Origin of the sequence: Bacillus fungorum, from assembly GCF_002746455.1 — a bacterium.
Lineage (GTDB): Bacteria > Bacillota > Bacilli > Bacillales > Bacillaceae_G > Bacillus_A > Bacillus_A fungorum.
Genome location: NZ_NWUW01000025.1, coordinates 1 through 25,526 on the forward strand (window position 1 = coordinate 1; position 25,526 = coordinate 25,526).

Sequence of the window (25,526 nt, forward strand, 5' to 3'; positions counted from 1 at the left end):
AAAGGCTTATTTCCTTCATTACATACAATGGAGGACGCATCACAACGTTTTAATTCATTTCAATCAAGAGAGGAGTCACAACCTATGGGATTAGCGAAAGGCTTATTTCCTTCATTACATACAATGGGGGACGCATCACAACATTTTAATTCATTTCAATCAAGAGAGGAGTCACAACCTATGGGATTAGCGAAAGGCTTATTTCTTTCATTACATACAATGGAGGACGCATCACAACATTTTAATTCATTTCAATCAAGAGAGGAGTCACAACCTATGGGATTAGCGAAAGGCTTATTTCCTTCATTACATACAATGGAGGACGCATCACAACGTTTTAATTCATTCCAACAGCAAGAAAAAGAGAAGAATAATAACAGGGGAGATTTCATTAATAAAATCCTTAATAATTGTCACTATAGACACTCTACTTTTCATTTGAAGTGATTAGCAAATACATAATTATTAGCGAAACAAGTCTATAAAACATAAGGTACAAACTAAAGGGAAACACCTTTTGTCATAGTAAGGTGCTTCCCTTAAATTTAATTTATGATTTAGCATAATAACAGGGCTTACATTGCTTTCTCCAACGATTTTCGGCATTTAGCCACCTTTTTTTATGACAAGAAGGACATTCGATACGTACTTTATCTAATTCCCACTTTAAAGTATTTCCATTGAAGTTGTATTTTTCATTTTCATTTGAAGGATCGGGAATTTGATTTTTACCAACTTCCACTATACAATTTTGACAGTAAAGTTTATTATGTAATTTTTTTAATGTAACAAAAGAAATACCTTTGAGATCACCTTCTATTGCATTACAAGCACTACAAATACGACCATTTAATTTATTTTGATAAAGCTCTAAACTATTTTTACAAGCTTCTTCATCATAATCATCATAGTAGCGAACTCCTGGTATGACCGTTGAACAATGATAACAACTTAAATCTTTTGTTCCTCCTGGATGGGTAAATTCATAATCTCCTAGTCCTTTTCTACCCATCTTATATTCAGAGCTTCCCACTACTCTAAGTATATTTTCAAAACCGCAATGAGTACATACTACAGGAAATCGTTTTGTTCTACAGTCCGAACAATCACAGGGGCTACCCCAATCACAATTTGGCATAAAATATCAACTTCTTTCCTAATCAAATTTCTAGTATTTGTATAATTAAAATATACACCCCTTTGGTAAAATGTTCTATTATTAATACACAGGTGGAATTACAATGAAAAATAATAAAAAACAAACATCATATTATATAAGAGAATATACATTGCGGAATAAAAGTACAAAATCCATAAAAGTGGAACCCTGGCGCTCTTTTAAAGAGAAAATGAGGGTGCTTGGTATTACGGATAATGACATTTTTCAAATTCAACTGATAAAAAAACATATATAACTTTAGCATACAAAATTCGTAGAATGCTGGTTGCCCCCTATATAAAATTAGTCAATTACAATTCCTAATTGATACAATGGTTCTAATAAGGGTAAAAAATTATTTATAGGAGGTTACTATGTACGATTTAACAATAGGGCTAGAATATGACAGGGCTTTAGATTTAAGTCCGAGATACCGATATGATTTTGTAGGGATTGATTATCAAAACGATTATATTTATGGATTCATTTTCGCCTTTCGTACGATAAAAAAAGGGAACGGAACAGGTAATGTATTAATTGATTTAGTTCACAACTCTAACATCAATGCTCTCCAAGCTCATATACATGGCGATTGTCATTTCCATACCTTCGAATACAGAATGTCTATGAACAATGAATCAATTAAAATTACAGACCACATTTCTTTAGAGAAAGTAAAAAATACAACAAATGATGAATATTATGCACTTATAAAAGAACAAAAATATCGATTACTCAATAATGGTCTTAATAATCCAAAGCATAAAAATTTATCCTTAGTTAAACATCTACTATTTACAGAATATAATCAGCACGTAGCAAATGTAGATACTCTCGAATTAGCGCCAATTTTCAAGTTACAACAAGAGCATATATGGAATAACTCTAAGTATTCAGATTATATGAACGTGTCACAATTGGCTAAATTTGATAATACTCTAAAGCACTCCACAGAATGGAAACAAACTGAAAAAATTATCCAAGATAAAATGGAACATTTAAAAAAACAAAAGGAAGACATACTAACTAAGCTTTTAGAATGGAACGATTTAGAGAACTCTCGTTTGATTGAATCGTGAGAAAAACTACCTTACAAGAATTGTTTTTTTGTACTTTATTCACTATAAATCATGCAACAAGTTTGCGCTTTGCTATCCCTTATCAAAATCATTTTATGATATACTCTTACAGAGAACGTAACAGTGACAAGTCTCTTCTATGTGTAATATCTTGTCACTGATTTTTTCTCTTGTGTCTTCTTCTTGCATCGTAAAAAAAGAGCCACAATCCCAGCCATTGGGGATTGTGGCTCTTTTACTATCTTAATTGTTTATTATGAATTTCTTTTCAAAATAAGCTCAACTTCTTCTATGCTTAATTTACTTGCTTTTGCAATCGTTTCAATTGGTACACCAAGTTCATGCATACCTTTAATCATTTGTATTTTCCCTTGCTGAACCCCTTCTTGAATCCCTTCTTGAATTCCTTCTTTTTTCCCTTCATTACGAGCATGAGCAAACTTTGCAGCTTCATCCATCAACGCTTTCTCCCTTGCTTCATATGCTTGTCGGAAAGAAGAATCTTGACTCATACGTTCCCATTTATTCATCGCTTTTTGTAAAATTGGGTCTTGGTTCATCGCAATATCCTCCAATGTTTGGGTTAATTGTTCGTCCTCATTCGCTGGTAGTAATAACAACCAACGAACAAATGAATCTTCCCAGGGATTTACTTGTTCATTCCTCCACTGTTGCATGAGTTTTGGAATCTCTACGATGTGAACTTCAATATCACTACTTAATACCTTCTGTTGTTGCTGATTCCATAGGATTCCGGTTGTATGGAATGCCTCGTATTCAGGAAACATAACGAAATTTAACAAATTGATCGTAATTGTTTTATGAAGAGAGCTGTATGGCATCCCCTTTTGAAGTTGGGATGTGTATAGCCTTCCCCAGTAATATAAACTTCTCTTAATCATGTCATGATTGTTATTCAACTGTATTTCGACATTTACCTTTGTACCTGTATCTAATGTAGCAGAAATATCTAAAATCGATAATTTATCTTCTTCATGTTCTCGGTGCAAGTGTGGGTCTTCTAATTGCAAAGAAACAATAGGAGATTCTAAAGAACCTTGCAACATAGCGTTTAAAAATGCAATAAGTATATCTTCATTTCCACTTGTGCCAAATAATTGTTTAAAAGCAAAATCAATGCGTAAATTCACTAATTGTTGGTTGGACATGGGTTTTCCTCTCCCCATCTCATAAGATGTTTTTCTTTTATTGTACATAAAAGAGTGATGCGCATGCAAACAAGCTCTTTTGTGAATATACATAAAAGCCTGCTTATAGGGGTACGGCCACACGCCCATCAACTTAACGCGAATTTCGTACGCTAAGGAATTTTTCATTTAAAAAGCTTGGTTTTTCCGTACGTTAAGAAGGTTCTATAAACGGTATTTGATGTTTGTTATGATACTTTGTTTTTGGTAATAAGTTTTGGGACTGGATTTTAAACATACTTCAGTCGGTCTTGATAGATATAAATAATGTTCCTTAAACGGCCATTTTTGGTTATGTAGAAGTGAGTTTCTTATATTCCTAAAAAACCGAGGACATCTATAAAACAAAATTACTACATACGGTAGTCAATATACTTTTATATAGTATAGTAGAAGATAATTTAGTTTTTATTTAAAACAAGAGGTATAATGGTGAAAATAAGGAGATTAGGTATACAAGCCTGTCTGGCACGGTATCATCATTTTATATAGAAGGAGATAAAAAAGTGTCTGTCAATATTATTATGAGTCAAGTTAAACGTTTAGAGAGTGATGTGGCAAGCTTAAATAAAAAGTTATCCACTGAACGTGCTAAGGAAGCAAAGGCTATAGATAAAGCGGCGAAAGCACAAAAAAAATTAATAAGTTCTAAAAATGCAACAACTTTAAGAAGCGCTCAAAGAGATCTGCAAAGTGCCATGAGTGCAGAGCAAAAATCGAAGGAAGAACAAGCAAAGTTATCGAAGCAGATAGCAAATAAAACGAAGAGCCTATCTACAAAGCGGACTAGCTTAGCAAAGGAACAAACAAAACAACGTGAAAATCACCAAAAAGAGTTGGAAAAACTTCAGAAGGAATCAATTGCTATTCAGAAAGCTCAAATTAAAGAACAGTTAGAAGTTATAAATAGCTCTACATTTGAAGAAAAGGAATATGATGTCTTTATATCTCATGCATCTGAAGATAAAGAATCTTTCGTTAAACCTTTGACAATTGCATTAAAAAAAGCTGGAATTAAAACGTGGTATGATGCTGATCAAATAGGCTGGGGGCAAAGTATTCGACAGAGTATTGATAAAGGATTGATTAAGTCTAGATTTTGTATGATCATATTATCTCAAAATTTCTTAGATAAATATTGGACTAATTATGAACTTAACGGTATTTTTCAAAAGGATTCTAGCACACAAGACTCTATCATTTTACCAATTTGGCATAATGTTACACGAGATGAAATTCAAAAAAGAAATCTTACACTTACAGATAGATTAGCATTAAATACCGCCATTCATAGTACAGAGGATATTGTGAATGCCATGTTGAACTTACTTCAACCATTTCAAGAGGAAATAGAAATAATGGATTCTATATAGGATAAGTGACAAGGTAGCTGTCATAGACCGTAAATTACATTAGGAATTCTTGGTAATACATGAAGATAAACATAGAAAATCTGCTATGTTAACAAGCAGCTCTTCTATGTTAGATAAAGAAAAGAGGTATTCAGGATGATTAAAAAAATCATCAAAGTGATTATTAGTTTAGTGGTATTAATAGGGATAACATTTTTTTTATCTATAAAAGATCTTCAAGCGATTGAAACGACTTATATACCGACACTGTGGAAAAATATAACCTTTATATCTGGAATCATGTTTGCATTTTTACCGTTTCTATTATTGATATTGATGATTATCTTGTTTAGTACAAAAAAGTGGGCATTTCGTGTAGAGAAATTAACAATAGGTGGTTTCAATGTCCTTTTTGATAACCCAGAACATCTATTTAAACGACAAATAGGAACATTTTTAGATACAAAAAGAACCCTATTTAGAGTAGATTTACAATATGATAACTTTGATGAAATCCTAACATCTTATTTTGAAACTTATAAATTATTAAGAGATGAAATGAAAATTTTGGATGATACGAAGAAAAAGAAAAGAAAAAAGACCACGGAATCTATTACAGGTTATAATTTATCAAATGAAATAATAAAAGAATTAAACGATTTTTTAACAAAACATCAAAGTAATTATAGAAGATGGTATAAGTACATGGAACTGCATGAAGAGGAAGATTACTACACTATGCCAATTGGAGATTTACAAAAAAAATATTCTAATTATGAAGAATTATGTAGTGATTTTCAACGTGTAAATAGGTTCTTTGTAGAAAGAGTGGCACCTTATTTTAATCTCGACATAGAAAAATGGGGATGCGATATCTCTAAATCGCCAAAATAGTTAGACGAAAAATGTTGTATTTTTAATTTTTAAGTACCATTTATTGATACAACAGGAGAAGCTATTGACTATGCTTTAGGTTATCTAAATACGCCAAAGTGTATAGGGTGTAAACATTTTTCCTTCCGTGAATATACCCAACTTTCTCAGCAATCCCAAGATGTAAATGATAAAGAAAATGCATTAGATTAGTAATAAGTGATATATATGTTGCAATGCAATAAAAGCCACAATCTCTTAACGTTAGAATTGTGGCTTTTTTGACACCATACATAATTAACAGATTAGTTGCGTGTCATAGAAACTGAAAGATTACCTACTGTAAGAAAAACTCACGTTTAGTATACAAAATACGAACAAAAATTCCAATCCCTAAATTCATAAAATAAAAAGGGAAATTAGCTTAATTCATAAGAAAATTAAGTATTATGTCAAAAAGTATAGTTTTTAGTAACCTATTCACTTACTACTTTGCGGTCTACAACAAGAATTCTGTGACTAAGCTATGTAGGCTATTAAAAAAGTACATTCTTTTTTTTAGCACTACAGAAACAAATATATTTTAACCCCGTCCTAAAATTAGAACGGGGTTATGCTTGGTTTAGATGTTAAAATTTAATAACTTTATTGTCTTTTTACACAAAATGCATATTTGGCTTTAAGCTCCAAATATACTCCCCCTGTAAGGGCAATAGTATGAAATTAATATGTCTACTATATTATTCTGGACATAGATCAAGTACATCATGAAACATAGCATATTCTACAGTCACCTGAGGGCCAAAGAAAGTTACACCCTCTGGGAATTTAAGGTCCATTACAACTTCATTTACTTCCGCATAGGATAATTGTGTATAATTGTTCGATGTTAAAGATTGAATGACTTGTTGTTCGAATTCCAATTGTTGAATCGTATAGGCCTGTGTGCTTTCTCCATCTAAAGTAGACATGAGTGACGTATCATCAGGACAGTCAACTGAAAATTCATGCTGTAAGTAAAATACAGGTGCCAATTTTGAAATTAATACCGTACTACTATAGTTTATTTGTAAATTATCTTTTCTATAAGGTTCAAATTTAAATATAAATTTTTCCGATGGCCAAATATCATCATTATAGAAAGGTATTGTTTGAATACATGCATTATTAACAAATACAGTTAATTCTTTGGGTAATTCAATTCTGTTTTCACACGTAGATAAATATTCATTTTCGTCACCATTCACATAAAAATGTTGTATTGTTTTTTTAACTAACTCATTCATAAATGAATCCTTTCTTACCCCATTATCAAATCATGTCCCCCGGATTTGTCCGCAGGTTTTGTTGAGTTTAAATTGAAATCTACTTCCCCCTGGTGTTTTCCTTTTTTATTAAGTACTTCAAATCTTCCATGTTGTGTATCTACAGCATAAATATTTTTTGTTTTTGAATCAACATATACATCTCTTTTATTAAGTTTACTTAATTTACTGTTCTTTTCCCAACCGTTTTGCTTTGCAATGCCTTTTGAGGCTATTTTTATTTCAGCAGCTTTTTCATTTATATTCATTTTTGCGATTTTTTTATCAAAGGCTGCTACATCGAAAGAACCTTTAGATACATTTTTTGTTACATTACCAAGTTTCTGTGCATTTTTCTCAAGATCGCCTAGTGTACCAAATGTACGGCCAATTATTCTTGTTGTACCGCCAGTAACTGCAGCAAGCGTTCCTGTTACAAATTCACTTGGACCATATTTTTCATGAGTAAACATATCCTCGCCCGTAAAGAGCTGGATACCTTGTTTTAGTTCTCCAAATCCAGGAGTAATATCAAGCATGAATGAAGTTTGTTGAGCAGAACGTTTTTCTTCTTCTAAATACTCCTTCATTTTTTCAGGTGGCACACCAAAATCACGTAAAGTGTCTTTAAGTCCATCCATATTCCCCATTTTTTGTGCAGCTGCTGGTATATCAATCTTGTAACTTGCAATTTTATTAGCAGTACCTAAAAGATTATTCGTCGCGTCTATACCTGACATAATATCTGTGTGAAGTGTTGGGAAAGCTTGTTGTGCTTCTTTAATATGCGTAGAAACACTTCTTGTTAAATCTTCGGCCATCAATGCTTGCTTATGTAATGATTTAGCTGCTGTATCAACTGATTTAGCAAATTTATCTACACTTTTATTAAAAGTGTGTAAATCTTTAGCCATTGATTTGTATGCAGGTATTCTACCCTTAAAATCTTCACGCCAATCCTTTATCTCTGTAGCAGTATCTTTTAAACCGTTAGCTTGTTTTTTAAGCTCTTCTTGTGGTAAGGAATTCAAGAATTTTTCTATCGGTTCAATATATGCTTCTCCTACTTCTACTGGAAAACCATTATACATATTAAGTGACGCTGCAATTACATCCATGTATTCTGCACTGTATTCTGCTAATTGTTTTTTAGTTTCTGGTAACAGATTCTTGGCAGCCTGTACATTTTTAATAATATCCCCAGAGTCCTTATTGGCTTTATCTAAAACCATAATACTATCTTTTAATAGCATCAATTTATGTATTTTACTAAAATCATTTTCCATCATTTGCAGATTCGTTAGGATAGACTGATATTTTTCTTGCACATTTGGATCAGCTTCTTTTGCGTTTATGTTCTCAACAAAGCTCTTTATGTGTGATCCTTTTAATGTTGTCAGGAATTCATTCATGCTGTGTGCCAATTCACTTGATTCGAGTACAGCCGCATCAACATTTTTCGCCTGATTGGCATCAGCTAATCGTTTAGAGTGTATTTGAATTAATTCTAGACCAAATTTTAAATCGTCTACACCTTGACTAATCTCATCCATTTTATCTGATAAAGATTGGTCAAACACAACTACAAATAGTTTTTTTACAACGTATGTCTTCCCGTTGTAATTTACTCTAAACCATAAGGGACCATCTTCCCCCACTACTTCAAGAGTTTCATCGTCTCCAACTTGAATAGGATTATATCCTTTTAAAACTGTTCTTGAACCGTATATATTATGATCAAAAGAATTGATTTTCACCCATCCTTTGACCATTTTTCCTGTTCTATCGAATTGAAATTGTTTACCTTTGTAGGTTACATCACCTTTTTGAATTGCCCCATCATCATTTGCGAAGTACCAATGTGTTGCCTGCGGAAACCAGCCTTTCTGGGCAGCACCAGTTGTTCTATCAAAGTAATAGTCCTTCCCGTTTACAGTATTCCATCCCACTGCTAAATTACCATTTTGATCGAAGAGATATGTATCGTCTCCTGAACGCAATAATCCAGTATGTTTCACGCCTGGTTTGTCATAATAGTATTTCTTTTCTCCGTCTACAACCCAGCCAACCGCATCATTATTTTTTATATCTGATGTTGCCATGATTGTCCTATATAAGAACACAGAAAATTGCTCTCTTGTGACAAGTCCATTTGGATTAAAATTGCCATCACCAGTACCATTTGTGATTTTATTTCCAGCTAATATTTTGACATATTCGTTAGCCCAATGACCTTTCATATCCGTAAAGTCAAAATTCCCTTGCGGTTTTAAATCGAATGTTCTGACAAGCACTGCAGCCATTTCAGCACGCGTCATATTATTTTTCGGATTAAATTGTTTCTCTACATTTACGCTAAATATGCCCCGTGCAGTAAGTGCCAAAATTTCCTTTTTAAAATTGCTGTCACCAATATCAACAAATGGATTATTTGTACTATCTTGCGGTTTCAAATATCGATACAAGAAAGCAGCAAGATGTTCGCGAATAATAGGATCCGTAGCACCGAAATACCCATTTCCGTATCCTGTTATAATCTTATTCTCAGCCATATACATCATTTCTTTATATGCCCAGTGAGTTTTAGGAACGTCAATAAATGATGATAAATTTCCTTGATTATTTTGTTCTGCATACGCTGTTCCTACTGTACTGAATAATAAAATACATATCACAGAACTTAAAAATAATTTCTTAATTGTATTCATAATAGATCTCCTATTCAATTTTTAAAAATATAATTGCAAAATCAGCACTTATTTTATCCTTCATTTACGGCGTTTTATATAATTATTAAATTTCTATTCATACTGATATTTCGTATAAGGACAACCTAAGTCATTCTGTCTAAACAATAATTAATTCATAAGATGTTTCATTTTTTAAATGTAGTAGCCCGTTTATGGAACCTTCTTAATATACAGTAAAACCAAGTTTTTTAATTTGAAAATCCCTTAGTGTAAAATTCGCATTATGTTGACGAGATCCATAATAATACCAATCCCCTTTCTCTTTGACGCGGCCTATTTGATTTAAAACTTCGACTTCCTCTGTAAACATTGGTGCATAGGTAGAAAATAATTAAAATAATGATAATATAAGTCCTATGATTTTCTTCATACTCGCATCTCCTTATCAATTCGTAAAAAACCTTTTAATTATATATTAGGTTTCATTTGTATTTAAATAAAAAAATATAAATATGCATAATTACATATTACCTTCTCAATAGAGTGTACCCTATTGAGAAGAAATCATTTCCTTGATATTATTAGTCTCATAGACTCTCAATAACACTTATCAAAAATATGTACAAAAAGAGGGATGAAAATGGTCTATGGATACGCACGTGTAAGTGCACAAGATCAAAATTTAGATACACAAATTGAACAACTTATAAAATATGGAGTAGATAAAATCATAAAAGAGAAAATTAGTGGAGTAACAAAACAAAAGCCGGAGTTAGACACTTTACTTTCAAAATTAACTACTGGGGATACCTTAGTCGTAACTAGAATGGATCGTTTAGGTAGAAATACCATTCAACTGTTACAGTTAGTAGAACAATTTCGGGAAAAGGATGTTCACTTTGCAATTTTAAATTTAGGAATTGATACAAGAACTCCAACGGGTAAGTTCTTCTTAACTGTCATGGCTGCCTTTAGTGAATTAGATCGTGAAATGATTAAAGAAAAACAACATGCGGGAATAAAGCTAGCAAAACAAAAAGGAGTATATAGAGGAAGAGTGAAGAAATACACAGATAAACATCCTGGCATGAACCATGCCATTGAATTACGTCAAACTACCGATAAAACTATAAAAGAGATATGTACAATTACAGGGATCAGTCAGGCTGCGTTTTATCGTAGACTAAAGGAAATTGAACAAGATATTTAGATCCTGATTTATAATAAATATTTTATAATCGTAAAGGGAGAATATAATGTACTCTATAGGCAAATTTTCTGAAATATGTAATATTCCTGTTAAAACATTACGCTACTATAGCGACATTGGATTACTAAAACCTTCTTACATAGATCCTGTAACAAACTATCGGTATTATGACTACGAAAAAATTCAAATTATGAAAAAAATTATGCTTCTAAAAAGCTGTCAATTTCCCTTAACTACGATTAAGGAATTTATTGAAAACCCTGATCAAGTACAATGGAAAAGCATATTAGAGCATAAAATATATGAGCTTGAGGATCAAAAAGGACAAATCTCCAAACAAATAGAAGAGATGAATCGGTTAAAAATACAAATAGAAAAGAAAGCATCTATAATTCCTGGGCCGGTTATATCTAGCTGTTATATTGAAAATCGAGAGGGAATAACAGTTTATTCTGTTCGTGAGAAAATAAAGATAAAATTTATAGATAAGTTGGTTAAAAAATTATTTGATCGAGTTTATGCTTTTAATCTTGTGATAAATGGAAAACTAATGGCTATCTTTCATGATAGAGATTTGAATCAAAAGGAGGCAGACGTAGAACTTCTTCTTCCAGTAAAAGATACGAATAAAATAGACAATTGTAGGATTTTAGACAAAGGGATGTACGCATGTCTGACTGTTAAAGGTCCCTATTCAGAGTTGGATGTAGGATATGAAATATTGAAAAATTGGATACTAGAACAGAATCTAATCCAGAGCGGAAAAGCAATAGAGATTTATGAAAAAGGTATTGTTCCTTCTAATATTAATTTAAGAGACATACGACCAGATTTAAACAGACATCCATCAGAGTTTATTACGAAAATATGTATTCCAGTTATCAAGAACTATAGTTAAGTAACAGTTATTTATATCGAAACAGGGTAAACTCTCCACTTACTGGAGGGTTTATTCTATATATATACAAAAGTATAAACGGAGGGAGTTACTATGTATCATCCGAGATTAAAAGGAAATGTTTATCAGGCAGGAAAGCATTATGCAGAAATCCTTTATAAAAATGGGTTTCGATTTCCAAAAATAACAGAGAAAAAATTAAAATTTGGGGAGTTATGCAAACCTATTCTTACTGAATTTGACCCTTCTATTGTTAAGGAAATACAAGGATTTGCTGATGGCTGCCATTCTTCTTTTGAAGAAGTAAGTGCATTTCTATTAAGTATAGGTGTATTTGAATTGGCTGGTCAATGTAGCATCTTTTCAGCATTCAATGGAGGAGAAATGATTGTTGGACGCAATTATGATATGCTCTTAAATTTAAAGAAAATAACAGAGTCCTCATTAGTTTGTTTTGAAGGCAAAAATAAATATGTAGGTCATTCAGATTGTTTTATTGGAAAAGTTGATGGTATAAATCAACATGGTTTATTTGTAGGAATTACATCGGTTCCTCATGAGGAAATTAAGCCAGGATTGAATTTTTATTTTGCTGTTAAATATATTTTAGAAAACTGTTGTACCGTGGAAGAAGGAATAGAAGTGTTAAAAAGATTCCCAAGTTCGGTAGCTAATAACTACTTGTTAGCAGATCCATTAGGGAATATGGCTGTTGTAGAAGTTACCCCTAATGACTATCAAGTGCGTCTTCCCACCAATAATTATATTCATTGTACCAATCACCATGAAAGTACATCAGTATCTGAAAGCTGGAATTGGAGCAAATCAAAAGAACGTTTTGAAACATTAGATATACGTCTTAAAGAAAACGTCAATAAAATGACTCTTTCCATTGCGCAATCAATTATGTCAGAAACAAAGGGACATGTTTGTTTAAATTTAAAAGAACATAATTTTGGTACGCTCTTCTCTGTTGTAGCAAACTTAAATACATTAGATATAAACAGAGCTGAGGGACAACCAAACAGAGCAAAATATATATCGGATAGACGGTTGATAGATGTCGTTTCAATAGGGACACCTTATGTATTACCACGATATTAATCAATAAATTGGACTGGAGAGAGACAAATATGAAAGATTCAATTCAAGGTTATTTTTCTTTTCTTGAAGGCAACAGCCACGAGATTGGTAGAAGGCAAGGAGAAGAAATAAAAAAGATTCCTAATGTAATGAATGTAGTTTTATTATCCGAACCAATAGATGAGGCGAAATTTAAGGATATGGAAAAATTAATGAACCAGTATTGTCCCGGTTTAATCGAGGAATTACAAGGGTTTGCAGATTCACTAAATGTAAAGCCTAGTTATCTTAATTTCTTTGATGAAGCTTTGCTACAACCAGGTGGATGTAGTTTGGGTGCTGTTTTACCGTCTAAAACAAATGATAGTAAAACCTATGTCCTTAGAAACTACGACTTGTCACCAGCAATATCTGATATGAGACTCTGTACAACAAAAGTAAAGGGTAAATACAGTCATACCGGATTCTCCGTTTCTTATTTTGGTCGAAGTGAAGGCTTAAATGAAAAGGGGTTCTGTGTAGCTTTTGCCTCTTGCGGTATGCCAGTTGGAAAACATCTAGGAATGAAAAAGCCTATCATAAAAGGACTACAATTTATGGTAATAGTCAGAGCTTTACTTGAAAATTGTAAAGACGTTGAGGAAGGAATTTCTTATTTAGAGGATATGCCTATTGGAACAAATATGAATTTGCTTCTGGCAGATGCCAATGGTAACGCAGCTTTAATAGAAACTTATGATGGAAAAAAGGTTGTAGAAAGAGGCGATAAAAAATCAGGATTTTTTATTGCAACCAATCATGCTGTAATGCCAGAAATAATTAAGTTAGAAAGCGGAAAATTAGAACAATCTGAAATGCGTTATAATTTTTTGAAAGACAACTTAGAAAGTAATAATTTTATTACAAAGAATGAATTACAACAATTAATGTTAAAGGAATACCCTAAGGGTGTAACAGTACACAATTTTGAAGAAAATTTCGGAACTGTTCATTCTATACTATTTAATCTTAATGACAAACAATTAGATATTTCTTTCGGTTCCCCTATAAATAATAAAATCTATAAATTAAAAGTAGGGGAAACCTTGCCTTTTAACGAATTAGAAATTTTTATTAAGAACAATAACTATGGGCCAAACTTTTGGAAACTAGTCAAATAATACTTCCAATATCAGAAGTAATGGATAACTCTAAGCATCCTTTTCTAAATAACCTAATACTAATTAAAATAACAAACGATTCCTTTCAAATAAGAAAGCAGTTCTTTAGTGAATATTATAATATTTATAGGATGCGGAGAGATTATCAAGCCCTTTGTAACTAAGAAAGCATGTTCAAAAAAATTAGGGAATCTAGTTTTGGATTATAAAGAATCCTTGTGGAAGGAATTAAAAAATGAAAATATCTGAATTACAAAGAAATGTTAGAGAGTTTAGTAAAAATAAAGGTTTTGAGCATTCAACGATTGAAGAAAGAACCTTATTTTTGGTTACAGAAATAGGAGAAGTAGCTCAAGAAGTTTTAAAAATCTCTTCCAAACCTGATGCTGATAATATTAATGAACTAAAAGAACATTTGAGTTTTGAAATATACGATGCGGTATGGAATCTTTTTGATCTTGCCAACAAGCTCGATATTGATTTAGAAGAGGCGTTTAGAAAAAAGAGTGAGATAAATAAATATAGAAATTGGGATTAATAATTTTAAAAGTTTAAATGGAATCCGGTTTTCGTTTTGAAGGCCGGATAATTTACGAACATTTTCTTATCGTTGTAAATCCGCATTTTCCTGACGCTACCCCTTGTAGGGATTGATTATCAGAACGAATATATTTACGGATGTATTTTCGTTTTTCGTACGATGAAAAAAGGGAATGGAACAGGTAATGTATTAATTGATTTAGTTCACAACTCTAACATTAATGCTCTCCAAGCTCATATACATGGCGATTGCCATTTCCATACCTTCGAATACAGAATGTCTATGAGTAATGATCCAATTAAAATTACAGATCACATTTCTTTAGAGAAGGTCAAAAATACAACAAATGATGAATATTACGCACTTATAAAAGACCAAAAATATCGATTACTCAATAACGCTAGTAATCACCAGTCTAAAAATGTATCCTTTGTTAGACATCTACTATTTACAGAATATAATCAGCACATAGAAAATGTAGATACTCTCGAATTAGCTCCCATTTTCAAGTTACAACAAGAGCATATAGGGTGTAACTCTAGATATTTAGATTATATGAATGTGTCACAATTGACTAAATTTGATGATACTCTAAAACGCTCCATAGAATGGAATCAAGCCCAAAAAATTATCCAAGATAAAATGGAACATTTGAAAAAAGAAAAGAATGAAATACTAACTAAACTTTTAGAATGGAACGATTTAGAGAACTCTCGTTTGATTGAATCGTAAGACAAAACATTTTATGATGAACGGAATAATCAATAACAGTTATTTACATAAAAGAAAAAAGAGAAAGTCCTGCTATAAAAGCAGGACTTTTCGATTTATTACTTTCAATAAGGAAGAGGGCTTACTTCTTCATTTTCATGTCGATGATCGCATTTTCTGCAAAAAAGAATCCAATTTGGATATTCGTCATACATCGGGATCATTTCAACTTCCTTTTCTTCTCTTTGGACACATACTGGACATAGCATATTCATTTCCTCCTTTTTATGCACGATATTGATTTTCACTTTTGTAAGACTGTATATTGAACTCCCTCTGAAACAAATAAACTTGCGGAATTCACTTTTATAGTACATTTTCCTAATCGCCGCTTTACCTCTGATTGCAATTTCTCACTTGCTTCCTCTAAGGATTGTGCTGGAATAATCGTAGATTGTGAGTCTGTTACCTTACCACTATACATCACTGAAAAATTCAATTCGTATTGATGTATCAAGATTTCTCCACTCCCTTTCTCCTAGATTTCCTCACAGATCATTCTTATTTGTTGCTTGCTCCTGTAGTTTTTGAAGACGGATACGCATTTGCGGTACATACCAACTTTTTCTTAATCGGATAATCGTAATTCCTGCAATTAAAATCAAAAAGGCTTGTAGTAAAGTATCTTGTGTTTCCCACATCGTACACAAATAAAGAAGACTTCCAGAACAAACATAATACATGGCCAATAACAAATTTATATTCGCGATTTTGATTTGTTTCTTTACAATCGCGGCTATTCCTGCCAAAACAAGCGTACAAACTCCTATACTTATCAAAATATATGCAATAACTTTAAAAAGAATCATCCTAACACCCCTTTTTCTCTAAAAACTCATTTAAACCACTTAAAAGACCGAATAAAAGACGTAACCTCATTCGATACCAAATGTATTAATAACTTCTTCAAAATCAATTACAAGCGAATCTGAAACGTCATTTTTTCTGAAAGGGAAACTTTTTGTGTTGAAAATCATATATACTTTGTTTTCCGACACATCCAACTGAAAAGCCTGTAAAAAAAGTTGCACCAATGATTTTCAATCCCCATTGCCACGTGTTTTCTTGTAAAAAATGATGCGATACATAGAGGCATACCCCTGTACAAATAATGATCCAAATTCCATATTCATCATATTTTCTTTGTTCTAATTTTTGCTCGTGGAACGGATACACCTGGATAAACAAAAAGGCTATCAGCAAAACTGACAGCCCAATTCCCAATACAATCATTCTTATCGCCCCATTTCCACTCGATTAAACCTCTTTATAACGCTTCTGTAACAATTGCTGTACACGCGCCGCATACATTCTAAAATAGGGAATATTTTGTGCGGCAACCTTTCCAAAATCCATTTGCATTAATGTTTCTTCTAACAGTTTGAACTCAAATTCTAGGAATTTATCATGTTGTTTCTGAATCGAATACGGGATATTATGCAAGGCATCCGCAATTTCTCGCACATATGTCACACTGGATTCATCTTGGTTTGAATAGGAAAATACATTTCGAATCAATACAAACGTTTCTTGCAATATTTCATACCCGATATGATGCAACACATTTTGATTCACCAACTCACCTCATTCCTTTCCCTATGGTCCTTCAATTCCTGTATTGATTTGGAACTCATAATTTTCTACAAACCATTTGTCACCTTCTAATACTAAATTTAATTTCATTGTGTGTTTTTCTTGTTGTTCTGTTCCATCAACCGTTACAAGATAATCATATTTAACCGTTACATCCGCTTTATTATCAGCGGTTTTAATGTAGTACATATCTGTTATCTTCGCTTTCGTTTGAATATGCATAGAGCCATCATCTTGTATATGGTTATGTCCATCATCTGGCGCGTTTAATAATTTATTTCGTGCTTCTCCTGTTATCATTTCTTTGATTTTCTCAAATCCTGGCTTTTCTTTTTGTTTGTTATCATTCTGTATTAACAACTCTACAAATTGTTTTGCTACTTCTTGCCCTTTATCTTGAGTATTTTCTGTTAAAACTGTCACGCGCTTTTCCAATGCTCGATTCTCTGTTTTCAGCTCTTTTACCTGTTCCGTCCATTTCTTTTCCGTTTGCTCGACTTTATGCTGTAAAGTGCGATTTTGATTCCATAACCATACACTGATACCCACTAATACAAGTATGACAAAACCAACGATTCCCTGTTTCATCCCTAATCCTCCCTTTTTTTCTGCTTATTTCGGCAAATAAGGTGCTGGGTCCACTTGCCCGAATTTAAAGGCTGTTTTAATTTCGAAATGCAAGTGTGGCCCTGTTACTTGCCCTGTTCTACCACAAACGCCTACCTGTTGACCGACTCCAATGTTTTGCCCTTTCTGTACGGTAATGGATGACATATGACCGTATAGACTCCAATATCCATTCCCATGATTGATTACAACTACGTTTCCATACCCCCCGAAGCCACTCCCGCCTGCGCCAAATTCCGCCAACTCTACAACGCCACCTTTCGACGCGGCAATTGCGGTGACACCGTCCTGGCAAGAATAATCGATGCCTTTATGAATAGTGCCCCAGCGTGGCCCAAACGGGCTTGTAATCGTTGTTTGAGCGATAGGACGAATAAATCCTTGTGAGCTTGCTGATCCCGTATCTACAACGCCGCCTGGCTTTCCCGCTTCACAATTAAAAGTAAGGCCGCCCATTTGCGCCACAAACTTTGTTACTAATACAGGCCATAAACCATTTGTACCATGTGGATCATTTGCGGCTCCTGGCGGTGCGTATTTTGCTCCTATTGCTTCTATAGTTGTTATCCCCATACCGATATAATTTTTATATAGGTTTCGCGCCATAGCGTTGATTCCTTCCTCCAAAGTGGCGAACTTCATGAATCCTTTCATTTGTGAACTACTAGGGTCCATAAGGCCACCAGGGTTGTTATAGTTCTTTACTGCATTAGAAGTACCATTACCCGTTTCCAATCTTGCAATGGCCGCTAGTAAAACGGGATCAATTTGGTTTTGTGTTCCTGCATTTAAAAAGGCTTGTGCTTTCCCTGTAAAAACGCCGCCCAGGTGGGGTTGTAGTTCTTCTGGTGACACTGTTTTTCCACCTGGACGACAAACCGTCATTCCATTACTTGGGATGGTTGCTGGTGCTTCCTCTTCTTTTTTACCAATGCCTTGCCCCAAAACAATAAATAAAAGAAATCCAATACAGACGAACAATCCTATCGTGAAAGTAGAACTCCCAAAAAGAAATGTCAGTAACCAGGATTTCTTTTTCTTCTTCTTTTTTTGTTCTTGTGTAATCTCTTCTTGTACCGTTTTATCTACAACTTCTTTTATTTCTGGTCTCATATCATCCCTCCCCCCTTACGCCATGTATCAAGATTGATTGGAATATTTTCGAACAATCAGCCCATATGTAAGGGCCAACAGAATAGGTATAATCGCAAAAACATGAAATAGTAACGTTAAAACAGTAGATTGCTGGTCTTGTATAAAATGTAGTAATCCAAAATGACCGATTCCTACAAACCAAATGAAAAAGGCTAGTTTCGCTCTATCATCAATACGGAAACGTAACTCATTATGGATAATTTGAAGAGTTAGAAGAATGAGCGCGTACCAGATAAGTAACCCTAAACCAATCCATCCCAATAAATCTGTCGGCCATTCTCTCTGTATGAAAAGAATGATTATGTTCATCCATCCGAAACACCCGATACAAAGAAAAATACTGATACTCACCATTTTCAAACACGTTAATCCCCAGTGTTTCATAGCTATATCGCTCCTTTTTTCGTAAAAAAATAGTAAAGTCCTAAAAGTCTAGGACTCTACTCATCTTTTTTTGGTGGCTCCAAATCATCTAAGTTATCTAAGTTTTGCGGATCAGTAGAAGGCATCCAGTTTTCACTTCCAGCGGCTACAGCTCCATATTGTATATCTGGTGTATCGATTGTTTCCGCTTCTCCTTGAATCGGTTCATTTTTACTTACTTCTTTCTCATTTACTCGTGTTAAATCAGAAGAGGAAACGGATTCCGTCGGGATAAATACGTCAGAAGGATTTGTTACTTGTACAGTTGACTCGACATCTATATTGGGATTTTTTGCAACAATTTCCCCCGCTTCGGTTACTTCGGCAGGTATAGCATCTGGAATTTCTGCGCTTGTTGTTTCTGGTGTGTGAGGTACAATAACACCTTCTTCATTTACATCTGCTCGAATTGTATCTGGTATTAAAGGTTCATTTGCCTCTGTTTCAATTGGTGTTGAGATTTCTTGTTGTGGAATATGTGTTGAAGTTTCCTGTTCTGGTTGTATTTCTTCTCTTGAAATGTCCATCGGAATTTCTTCTGTTGGAATGTCTTGTTGTGGGATATCGGATGGTATTTCTTCAAATGTTTCATGATCTGGTGACACTTCCTCTAATGGAAGTTCTTGTGTTGGCACTTCTGTTTGAATCTCTTCATATGCCTCCATATCGCTTGAAACCTCTTCTAGTGGTATTTCTTGTTCTGGCACCTCTGTTTGGATTTCTTCATATGCTTCCATATCAGTTGAAACCTCTTCTAATGGCACCTCTTGTTCTGGTACTTCGGGATGTACCTCTTCATATACTTCTATATCAGTCGGAATATCTTCTAATGGTACCTCTTGTTCTGGTACTTCTGGTTGAATTTCTTCATATCCCTCTATATCAGTTGGCATTTCTTCTCCTGTTGGAATTTCCTCGTCTTGTAAAGATACTAGCTCTGGTTGAACCTCCATTTCTGATTCTTCTACTTCTGTTCCTTCTTGTTGTCCTTCTACTTCTTGTTCTAATGCTTCTTTATCTAAGCTGATAAGGTCTTGTTGCATTGGTACTTCTTCTTCACCTGGTGTTGGTTGTTCTTTTCCTTCCTCTTCTTGCTGTGGTAAATTCCCCTGTTTATCACGATCCTGTAAAGAAATAAGTTTTCCTTTCTTTTGATTCTCTTCTTTTCCTTGTTCTGTTTGATTATTTGGTAAATCATTCGGTATATTGGCTTGCATTAACGGGTTGGCTTTTGTCTTTTCATCGTCTGTCCCTGCATTTTCTAACTGGCCGCCTGCCGCCGCCAATTCAGCCGCGTTGTTAAAATGCATTCCCATTTTGTCTCCAATATAAGACATGGTATTTCCAGCGTACTCTTTTCCTTTATCTACAAAGTTTTCAGTCATAAGAGATATATTTGTGACCGTTTCATACACGCCGCGCGCTCGACTAAAGGCCGCAACAATATTTCCTCTAAACAGGTAGCAAAGAACGAAAACAAGAATTTGGAAAATCATTGTAGACACATATCCTGCAACGCCCGCTTCTGGTAACACATATAGTAATTCTGCTATCGTAAAGATGATGACCAGCATAACAGACATAAATATTTTTAATGCTAATGGGCGAATCCATTGTGAAGCCCAACTTTCAATAACTCTACGATGTCCTGGCAATAGGGCCACCGCCATGACGATTGGTGAGATAATACTCATGACAAGGAACCATAATTGGAATGCTACAATCAGTAAACAAAAGGCGATTACTGGAACACCTGCGAATGTATTTACCACATAATACATGACTGTAAACACCAGACGTTCTCCCACCGATGAAAGAACCATCATTTGGTTTCCTTTTTTCACTTCTTTTCCAACTATTTCATTTCGTTCTTTCCCTGGTGATTTTGCCAACAATTCATCTACCCGTTGAGCACCCAATTTTTCTTTTGAGTCTTCTCCATACTGTAAAAATAAATATGGACGTTCAACTAACAAATCCCAAATCTGCTTTTTCACTGAAAAGATTGCGTCTGCTTTGGAGCGTCCTGGATCACCCGCAACCGTTCCCGTTGCTTTCGCTAATACTGTTACGCTAATTTCAGAACTAATTGTATTTGCACTCTTTAAGATTGTACTTGCGTTCCCAATGTACGTAACAATAAAAGCAATAACCAATACCGTTTTTACTAACTCACTTAAACCTTTTGAGGGCTGACGTTTAATAAAGAAGATATAACCCGCATAACAAGCCGATAACACACACGCAATACCGATAATTGCTGGGAATAGTCCAGAAGATAAAAATCCGCCTTTTCCAATACCAGCAATATTTTGCATAGCCGCCCCTAATTTATCCGCAACCGCATCTACAATATCTAGGTTCAACGCTTGATCGACTAAGAAGATGGTTAATTGTCCAAGAATCACATTTAATTGAAAGGCCATATTCGCAAACCATTGACAGGTTGTATACAGCATCCTTTGTAAATCTTTTCCCATACTATCATCACCAAATAAATACCCCCACCCTTTTTCAAACACGTTCTTATCTTCTTCTTTCGGCTGGTACGTATCAATTTCATAATACTTATCTTTGTAAATGCCATCTGTATACCCACTAAATAGATTTTCCGATATTCGCGCTCCTTTTTGTTCTTGTTTTTCTTCTGTTTTTGTATCTTCCGCTAGGGCTACATGAGACCCTAGCGGAAGTAAGAAAAATACAAGAATCATAAAAATAGAGAAAAGTCTTTTCATTCTTTTTGCCCCCATTTATGGACATGTACAGGTTTCACACTTCCAACAATTGAATTAAGGCTATTATTAGAATCCCATGCCCACTCGTAATTTTTCCATTTATCATCTTTTTTATCTTTTACCATTCGAAGGTATAACCCCATTTGAGCCTTTTCTACAGGATCATAAAATTTTATTCTGTAATAAAATTCATCTTCTCCTTCTTGTAAATCATATCTATATAAATCGTATCGTTCCTTCATTTCTTTGCTAATTCCTGGATGCATTATCTCATCTTTTCCTAAATCAAATTTCTTATATAACAAATCATTAATCTTATTTGAATCCATTTCAATATAAGCCTTTAAATACTCAACTGCGGCTTTATCCGCTTCTTTCATGTCACGTTCTTTCTGACTCTCTTGTTGATTTGCATTACTTTTCGTTTCATTTGAGCAACCCGCAATCCCCGTTACCATCAACATTCCTGCTACACATAATCCCGATAACATACGTAATTTTTTCATTGTTCCATCCTCCATATACAGATAATTTAGAATACTCTTATCTGTATTGTAATACGAATTACGCCAATTGTTGTGCGCGTTCTTCGTCTGTTTTCGTAGAGGAATCAAATGCAGTCTTTAATTCTTGGAAAACAGGATCAATTTCTACAACCGCTGTTCGGCCGAAAATATCCTGGAACAACGCTTCGCCGCGTCGTAATTGGCGTAACATCAAGATATTTTCTTCTGTAACTGGCAAGTTATAGTAACGCAACATTTCTTCCGCTTCCTTATCGTATTTCAATGCAAAACAGAACTTCATACCCACATTTGCAACCTCTTTATTTTCAGATTGATAATCGGATGCATTTTGTGTTCCTAAATACAAGCCGATATTGTGATAACGTCCTTCTCGAATGATTTTGTCAGAAGACGCCGCACCCTCTTTGTTTTTCAGAATACTAGATGCTTCATCTTGTAGGTATACTTTGAAAATACTACGGTCGGAATGCATTAAGGATTTACCAAATGCCGCTAATGCAATTAAGATACTACGAGATAATTTGTCTGTAACACTCTCATTCTTTTCTTCTGATTTCGGAATACGTAAATGTTGAATTTGTAATACTTGTAACGGACGTTCTAGGCTTAATACACGGTAATCTTGACCTTGTTTACCAAACAATAAATCTCCTAACTGGATACCTTCTAAGGTTGCCAAACGATTTGTAAGAGCGTTTAACTTTTCTAATTCAGTTGGCAATAAGTTAGGTTCTTTCTTCATCTCCACTAGCTCTTTACGAACCAAAGTTAAACATGCATCTTCTTTTTCCGCCACTCGTTCAATCGCCTTATATAAATAGTCATATCGGATATCCTCTAAACCTACATCCGATAGGAACGTTAAAATTTCAAGTGCTAAACTTTTCGCATCTTCTATCGTTGCGCTGATTCGGAATGGGTCTAAACAACCCGCATCCTCTTTATTCTTTCCAAGCGTCCATACTTGCAAGGTATCCTCGTTAAACCCTGGTAATAATTCAGGCCACCTTGTGCGATCGCCCTTAGGGTCTATAATAAATGCCCTTCCGCCACTCATCACAATCCAGAAGGCGAGTAAATTCATTAAGAAAGATTTCCCTTTCCCTGTTTGCCCCGCAAACATAACCGATAAACTTTCAAACGCTGTTACAATGTTATCTAGTGCTTTCGCCGCCAAGTCTGGACGAACAAAAACAGGACGATTTAATTTCTTTGTCTTTCCAATGTAAAACCCTTGATTATCGCCAATTTGTGTCGTGGCCCCAAACATGCCCTGTGCGAGCACACCTGGCTCCACAAACAATTTGAAATCCGTATTATAACGTTTAGAGCCTGGTAAGAACTCATAGAAGTATGCAAGCTGTTCTCCATATGGATTAACTAACTCGATTTTCATTTTGCGATATTCTGTAATGAGCGTATTTACGCGCGATCTTAATGTTTTGTCATCTTCGGCGTACACGCAAAATAGTACACTTAGTTCATATCCAGGTGCTCCCGTTGTTTCAAATCGATCTTTTACAATTTTGACGCCCCTTGCTTTACGATCAATTGTTAAATCTGTTGTGCGACCACCTACCATCGCTTGTTGGCGTTGATCGTTTAATTCCAGTTCACTATTCGAGAGTTTTTGTGTGACCATCTGGTTTTCTAAGTGATACGCTCGAATACTCATTTCAACAGGAAACTTTAACGAATGAGATTGAATGCGATAAATCCACTCTCCACCAGGAAAAGCCGATATTTCGGGCATATCTTTCACCGCAAGAAAAGCAACATGAGAGGTTTCAATTTCCCCTTCTTCATTTTGCCTTTCGAGTATAAGAGAACGCCCTGGGCTTTCATCAATCACCGTATCCGTTAATTGGACCATTTCTTGTAAATCTGGGCGGCGTACTTTTACTGCCTTTCCTTCTTCATTTTGCAAGGTAACTGTAGAACCTACCTTCCAGTTTTGATCCCGATTCAGTTCTTTCATGCCACGTTTGAAGTTATGATGGAATAAAAAGCGCGTTGTAGACGGTTTCGCACGTCTTGTATTATGAAATGCCCCTCTAACCTGGCTAAATAACACGTCTTCTACTTCTAAATAATTTTCGATTTCCTCTTCTAAAATATCCGTCACATTCATGCCCGATATGTTTTGGGCTGTCTCTGCAAATCCTTCTCTAACCTTCTTCATAAACTTCCATGTTTCTACGACAGGGTTACGAATTTGTCTTTCTTTCTGTTCCATATTCAGTTGTACTAAAACGAAAAAGCGATATTCCATGTTCTCTTTCGCAATGGCCGCATTTCGTAAGTATTCTTTTACCTTTTTAAAAAGAAAGCGTCCTGTTGGGGCCATTGGCCCTTTTAAAGTGGAAATATGTTCATCCAGAATTTCATCTGAATTTGTTGTACGAGGAATCACAAGTAAGTGGATATCATATTCTTGATGGGTAAAAAGAGCGAGTTGATTGCGATAATATACTTTTTTGGTGCTTTCATCTTGATGATCGTATTCGAATCCGTCTACTTCATATACTGCGGATACTTTTCCGTCTATACTAAACGCTAAATTCTTTTCAACGTGCTTTAATGGTGGTCTGTTCATCGTTTTCAACATATTCAATTTCCTCCTTTTGGGGTAAAAATGTTACATCATAAGCGTGTATGTCGTTCTCTTCTTCTTCACTGGATACATGTACGATTGGTAAATCTTTGACGTCATGTTGTACACATACATGACCATAAAACACATGTTTTTTAAATTTCGGTAAGGTTACTAATCGGCTACTTTGATGTTTACGTAAACGAAATGTAACCCAGGACCGAACAAAAGAGAAAAGTGATTTTCCATCTGTTTTATATTTATCTGCGCCCCATACGAGGAAAAGAGGAATCACACCATAATACATGAGCCAAACTTGATCGATCATATCCCCAAATATCCATTTAAAGGGAGGAAGGAAGCGGAAGGCTACAAGCCCCGCTTCTACCGCCGCAAAATAACCAAGTGCCCTCCATGTAACCGCACGCGGAAGACGATACCCCATAATTTCGTACTGTCTTCGCATATAGTTCATATAGCTTCCGAAACAATAGACAATGATAGATTTTGATTCTTTTTCCTTCATGTAGCTCCCTTCCTTT

Annotated in this window: 27 protein-coding genes; 11 read left to right on the forward strand and 16 right to left on the reverse strand. The window is 34.5% G+C overall.

Annotated features, from left to right (window positions below; genetic code table 11):
* Positions 1-447: hypothetical protein (locus tag CO726_RS32600; RefSeq protein ID WP_245916737.1), on the forward strand; the 447-nt coding region annotated here is incomplete at its 5' end.
* A 103-nt stretch (positions 448-550) separates the two neighbouring features.
* Here CO726_RS32600 and CO726_RS24315 read toward each other — a convergent pair.
* The gene (locus CO726_RS24315; protein WP_245916739.1) at positions 551-1,012 is read right to left on the reverse strand and encodes a hypothetical protein; all 462 of its coding nucleotides are present in this window, start codon (positions 1,010-1,012) and stop codon (positions 551-553) included.
* 229 nt (positions 1,013-1,241) lie between these two features.
* Between CO726_RS24315 and CO726_RS31915 the strand changes: the two genes are divergently transcribed.
* Positions 1,242-1,415, forward strand: coding sequence for a hypothetical protein (locus CO726_RS31915; protein WP_169513073.1), 174 nt, complete (start codon positions 1,242-1,244; stop codon positions 1,413-1,415).
* A gap of 118 nt (positions 1,416-1,533) precedes the next feature.
* Positions 1,534-2,238, forward strand: coding sequence for a hypothetical protein (locus CO726_RS24320; protein ID WP_099685943.1), 705 nt, complete (start codon positions 1,534-1,536; stop codon positions 2,236-2,238).
* Between the two features lie 254 nt (positions 2,239-2,492).
* On the opposite strand, the gene CO726_RS24325 is transcribed toward CO726_RS24320, so the two are convergent.
* A complete protein-coding gene (locus tag CO726_RS24325; protein ID WP_099685944.1) occupies positions 2,493-3,407 on the reverse strand; it encodes an Rpn family recombination-promoting nuclease/putative transposase in 915 nt (304 codons plus the stop codon).
* 545 nt (positions 3,408-3,952) lie between these two features.
* Here CO726_RS24325 and CO726_RS24330 point away from each other — a divergent pair.
* Positions 3,953-4,819 (forward strand): TIR domain-containing protein, encoded by an 867-nt coding sequence (locus tag CO726_RS24330; protein WP_098502024.1) that lies wholly within the window; start codon positions 3,953-3,955, stop codon positions 4,817-4,819.
* A gap of 135 nt (positions 4,820-4,954) precedes the next feature.
* The gene (locus tag CO726_RS24335) at positions 4,955-5,692 is read left to right on the forward strand and encodes a hypothetical protein (protein WP_099685945.1); all 738 of its coding nucleotides are present in this window, start codon (positions 4,955-4,957) and stop codon (positions 5,690-5,692) included.
* Positions 5,693-6,411: 719 nt separating this feature from the next.
* Here the strand turns inward: CO726_RS24335 and CO726_RS24340 are convergent.
* Together CO726_RS24340 and CO726_RS24345 are read right to left on the reverse strand one after the other, a co-directional pair.
* Positions 6,412-6,957, reverse strand: a complete 546-nt coding sequence (locus CO726_RS24340) for a hypothetical protein (protein ID WP_099685946.1) — start codon at positions 6,955-6,957, stop codon at positions 6,412-6,414.
* Positions 6,958-6,971: 14 nt separating this feature from the next.
* On the reverse strand, positions 6,972-9,683 hold the full coding sequence (locus CO726_RS24345) for an S-layer homology domain-containing protein (protein WP_099685947.1): 2,712 nt from the start codon (positions 9,681-9,683) through the stop codon (positions 6,972-6,974).
* Between the two features lie 622 nt (positions 9,684-10,305).
* Here CO726_RS24345 and CO726_RS24350 point away from each other — a divergent pair.
* The 6 genes from CO726_RS24350 (at position 10,306) to CO726_RS24375 (ending at position 15,289) form a co-directional block, all read left to right on the forward strand.
* Positions 10,306-10,875: a recombinase family protein gene (locus tag CO726_RS24350; RefSeq protein WP_088667687.1), complete on the forward strand. Its 570-nt coding sequence runs from the start codon at positions 10,306-10,308 to the stop codon at positions 10,873-10,875.
* Positions 10,876-10,921: 46 nt separating this feature from the next.
* Positions 10,922-11,773, forward strand: a complete 852-nt coding sequence (locus tag CO726_RS24355) for a MerR family transcriptional regulator (RefSeq protein WP_099685948.1) — start codon at positions 10,922-10,924, stop codon at positions 11,771-11,773.
* A gap of 93 nt (positions 11,774-11,866) precedes the next feature.
* Positions 11,867-12,877 carry a C45 family autoproteolytic acyltransferase/hydrolase gene (locus CO726_RS24360; RefSeq protein WP_088667689.1) on the forward strand — a complete coding sequence of 337 codons (1,011 nt, stop codon included), beginning with the start codon at positions 11,867-11,869 and terminating at the stop codon, positions 12,875-12,877.
* 29 nt (positions 12,878-12,906) lie between these two features.
* Positions 12,907-14,016, forward strand: coding sequence for a C45 family autoproteolytic acyltransferase/hydrolase (locus CO726_RS24365; RefSeq protein WP_099685949.1), 1,110 nt, complete (start codon positions 12,907-12,909; stop codon positions 14,014-14,016).
* A gap of 235 nt (positions 14,017-14,251) precedes the next feature.
* Positions 14,252-14,554, forward strand: a complete 303-nt coding sequence (locus tag CO726_RS24370; RefSeq protein WP_088667691.1) for a MazG-like family protein — start codon at positions 14,252-14,254, stop codon at positions 14,552-14,554.
* Positions 14,555-14,716: 162 nt separating this feature from the next.
* Entirely contained in the window at positions 14,717-15,289 is a 573-nt protein-coding gene (locus CO726_RS24375) for a hypothetical protein (RefSeq protein ID WP_245916741.1), read from the forward strand.
* Positions 15,290-15,393: 104 nt separating this feature from the next.
* Here the strand turns inward: CO726_RS24375 and CO726_RS31920 are convergent, their stop codons facing one another.
* From CO726_RS31920 to CO726_RS24430, 12 genes are all read right to left on the reverse strand, one after another.
* Positions 15,394-15,537, reverse strand: a complete 144-nt coding sequence (locus CO726_RS31920) for a hypothetical protein (protein WP_169513074.1) — start codon at positions 15,535-15,537, stop codon at positions 15,394-15,396.
* Positions 15,538-15,572: 35 nt separating this feature from the next.
* Positions 15,573-15,785: a hypothetical protein gene (locus CO726_RS24380; protein WP_099685950.1), complete on the reverse strand. Its 213-nt coding sequence runs from the start codon at positions 15,783-15,785 to the stop codon at positions 15,573-15,575.
* A gap of 31 nt (positions 15,786-15,816) precedes the next feature.
* Positions 15,817-16,137, reverse strand: a complete 321-nt coding sequence (locus CO726_RS24385) for a hypothetical protein (protein WP_099685951.1) — start codon at positions 16,135-16,137, stop codon at positions 15,817-15,819.
* A 127-nt stretch (positions 16,138-16,264) separates the two neighbouring features.
* Positions 16,265-16,561: a hypothetical protein gene (locus CO726_RS24390; protein ID WP_099685952.1), complete on the reverse strand. Its 297-nt coding sequence runs from the start codon at positions 16,559-16,561 to the stop codon at positions 16,265-16,267.
* Between the two features lie 24 nt (positions 16,562-16,585).
* Entirely contained in the window at positions 16,586-16,906 is a 321-nt protein-coding gene (locus tag CO726_RS24395; RefSeq protein ID WP_169513075.1) for a hypothetical protein, read from the reverse strand.
* An 18-nt stretch (positions 16,907-16,924) separates the two neighbouring features.
* On the reverse strand, positions 16,925-17,509 hold the full coding sequence (locus CO726_RS24400; protein ID WP_099685954.1) for a hypothetical protein: 585 nt from the start codon (positions 17,507-17,509) through the stop codon (positions 16,925-16,927).
* A gap of 24 nt (positions 17,510-17,533) precedes the next feature.
* Complete coding sequence (locus CO726_RS24405) at positions 17,534-18,661, reverse strand: peptidoglycan DD-metalloendopeptidase family protein (protein ID WP_099685955.1); 1,128 nt, start codon at positions 18,659-18,661, stop codon at positions 17,534-17,536.
* A 27-nt stretch (positions 18,662-18,688) separates the two neighbouring features.
* Positions 18,689-19,087 (reverse strand): hypothetical protein, encoded by a 399-nt coding sequence (locus tag CO726_RS24410; RefSeq protein ID WP_099685956.1) that lies wholly within the window; start codon positions 19,085-19,087, stop codon positions 18,689-18,691.
* A gap of 56 nt (positions 19,088-19,143) precedes the next feature.
* Positions 19,144-21,864, reverse strand: a complete 2,721-nt coding sequence (locus tag CO726_RS24415) for a CD3337/EF1877 family mobilome membrane protein (RefSeq protein ID WP_099685957.1) — start codon at positions 21,862-21,864, stop codon at positions 19,144-19,146.
* Positions 21,861-22,370, reverse strand: coding sequence for a hypothetical protein (locus CO726_RS24420; protein WP_000736220.1), 510 nt, complete (start codon positions 22,368-22,370; stop codon positions 21,861-21,863). The genes CO726_RS24415 and CO726_RS24420 overlap by 4 nt, the downstream gene beginning before the upstream one ends.
* Positions 22,371-22,428: 58 nt before the next feature.
* Positions 22,429-24,999 (reverse strand): ATP-binding protein, encoded by a 2,571-nt coding sequence (locus tag CO726_RS24425; protein ID WP_000920939.1) that lies wholly within the window; start codon positions 24,997-24,999, stop codon positions 22,429-22,431.
* On the reverse strand, positions 24,959-25,510 hold the full coding sequence (locus CO726_RS24430; RefSeq protein ID WP_000659660.1) for a TcpE family conjugal transfer membrane protein: 552 nt from the start codon (positions 25,508-25,510) through the stop codon (positions 24,959-24,961). The genes CO726_RS24425 and CO726_RS24430 overlap by 41 nt, the downstream gene beginning before the upstream one ends.
* Between the last annotated feature and the right edge of the window lie 16 nt (positions 25,511-25,526).

Excerpts from the sequence above, each read along its gene's own strand:
- CO726_RS24315 (WP_245916739.1), bottom strand. The coding sequence starts at position 1,012 with ATGGGTAGAAAAGGACTAGGAGATTATGAATTTACCCATCCAGGAGGA.
- CO726_RS31915 (WP_169513073.1), top strand. The coding sequence starts at position 1,242 with ATGAAAAATAATAAAAAACAAACATCATATTATATAAGAGAATATACA.
- CO726_RS24320 (WP_099685943.1), top strand. The coding sequence starts at position 1,534 with ATGTACGATTTAACAATAGGGCTAGAATATGACAGGGCTTTAGATTTA.
- CO726_RS24325 (WP_099685944.1), bottom strand. The coding sequence starts at position 3,407 with ATGTCCAACCAACAATTAGTGAATTTACGCATTGATTTTGCTTTTAAA.
- CO726_RS24335 (WP_099685945.1), top strand. The coding sequence starts at position 4,955 with ATGATTAAAAAAATCATCAAAGTGATTATTAGTTTAGTGGTATTAATA.
- CO726_RS24340 (WP_099685946.1), bottom strand. The coding sequence starts at position 6,957 with ATGAATGAGTTAGTTAAAAAAACAATACAACATTTTTATGTGAATGGT.
- CO726_RS24345 (WP_099685947.1), bottom strand. The coding sequence starts at position 9,683 with ATGAATACAATTAAGAAATTATTTTTAAGTTCTGTGATATGTATTTTA.
- CO726_RS24350 (WP_088667687.1), top strand. The coding sequence starts at position 10,306 with ATGGTCTATGGATACGCACGTGTAAGTGCACAAGATCAAAATTTAGAT.
- CO726_RS24355 (WP_099685948.1), top strand. The coding sequence starts at position 10,922 with ATGTACTCTATAGGCAAATTTTCTGAAATATGTAATATTCCTGTTAAA.
- CO726_RS24360 (WP_088667689.1), top strand. The coding sequence starts at position 11,867 with ATGTATCATCCGAGATTAAAAGGAAATGTTTATCAGGCAGGAAAGCAT.
- CO726_RS24365 (WP_099685949.1), top strand. The coding sequence starts at position 12,907 with ATGAAAGATTCAATTCAAGGTTATTTTTCTTTTCTTGAAGGCAACAGC.
- CO726_RS24370 (WP_088667691.1), top strand. The coding sequence starts at position 14,252 with ATGAAAATATCTGAATTACAAAGAAATGTTAGAGAGTTTAGTAAAAAT.
- CO726_RS24375 (WP_245916741.1), top strand. The coding sequence starts at position 14,717 with ATGAAAAAAGGGAATGGAACAGGTAATGTATTAATTGATTTAGTTCAC.
- CO726_RS31920 (WP_169513074.1), bottom strand. The coding sequence starts at position 15,537 with ATGCTATGTCCAGTATGTGTCCAAAGAGAAGAAAAGGAAGTTGAAATG.
- CO726_RS24385 (WP_099685951.1), bottom strand. The coding sequence starts at position 16,137 with ATGATTCTTTTTAAAGTTATTGCATATATTTTGATAAGTATAGGAGTT.
- CO726_RS24390 (WP_099685952.1), bottom strand. The coding sequence starts at position 16,561 with ATGATTGTATTGGGAATTGGGCTGTCAGTTTTGCTGATAGCCTTTTTG.
- CO726_RS24400 (WP_099685954.1), bottom strand. The coding sequence starts at position 17,509 with ATGAAACAGGGAATCGTTGGTTTTGTCATACTTGTATTAGTGGGTATC.
- CO726_RS24405 (WP_099685955.1), bottom strand. The coding sequence starts at position 18,661 with ATGAGACCAGAAATAAAAGAAGTTGTAGATAAAACGGTACAAGAAGAG.
- CO726_RS24410 (WP_099685956.1), bottom strand. The coding sequence starts at position 19,087 with ATGAAACACTGGGGATTAACGTGTTTGAAAATGGTGAGTATCAGTATT.
- CO726_RS24415 (WP_099685957.1), bottom strand. The coding sequence starts at position 21,864 with ATGAAAAGACTTTTCTCTATTTTTATGATTCTTGTATTTTTCTTACTT.
- CO726_RS24420 (WP_000736220.1), bottom strand. The coding sequence starts at position 22,370 with ATGAAAAAATTACGTATGTTATCGGGATTATGTGTAGCAGGAATGTTG.
- CO726_RS24425 (WP_000920939.1), bottom strand. The coding sequence starts at position 24,999 with ATGTTGAAAACGATGAACAGACCACCATTAAAGCACGTTGAAAAGAAT.
- CO726_RS24430 (WP_000659660.1), bottom strand. The coding sequence starts at position 25,510 with ATGAAGGAAAAAGAATCAAAATCTATCATTGTCTATTGTTTCGGAAGC.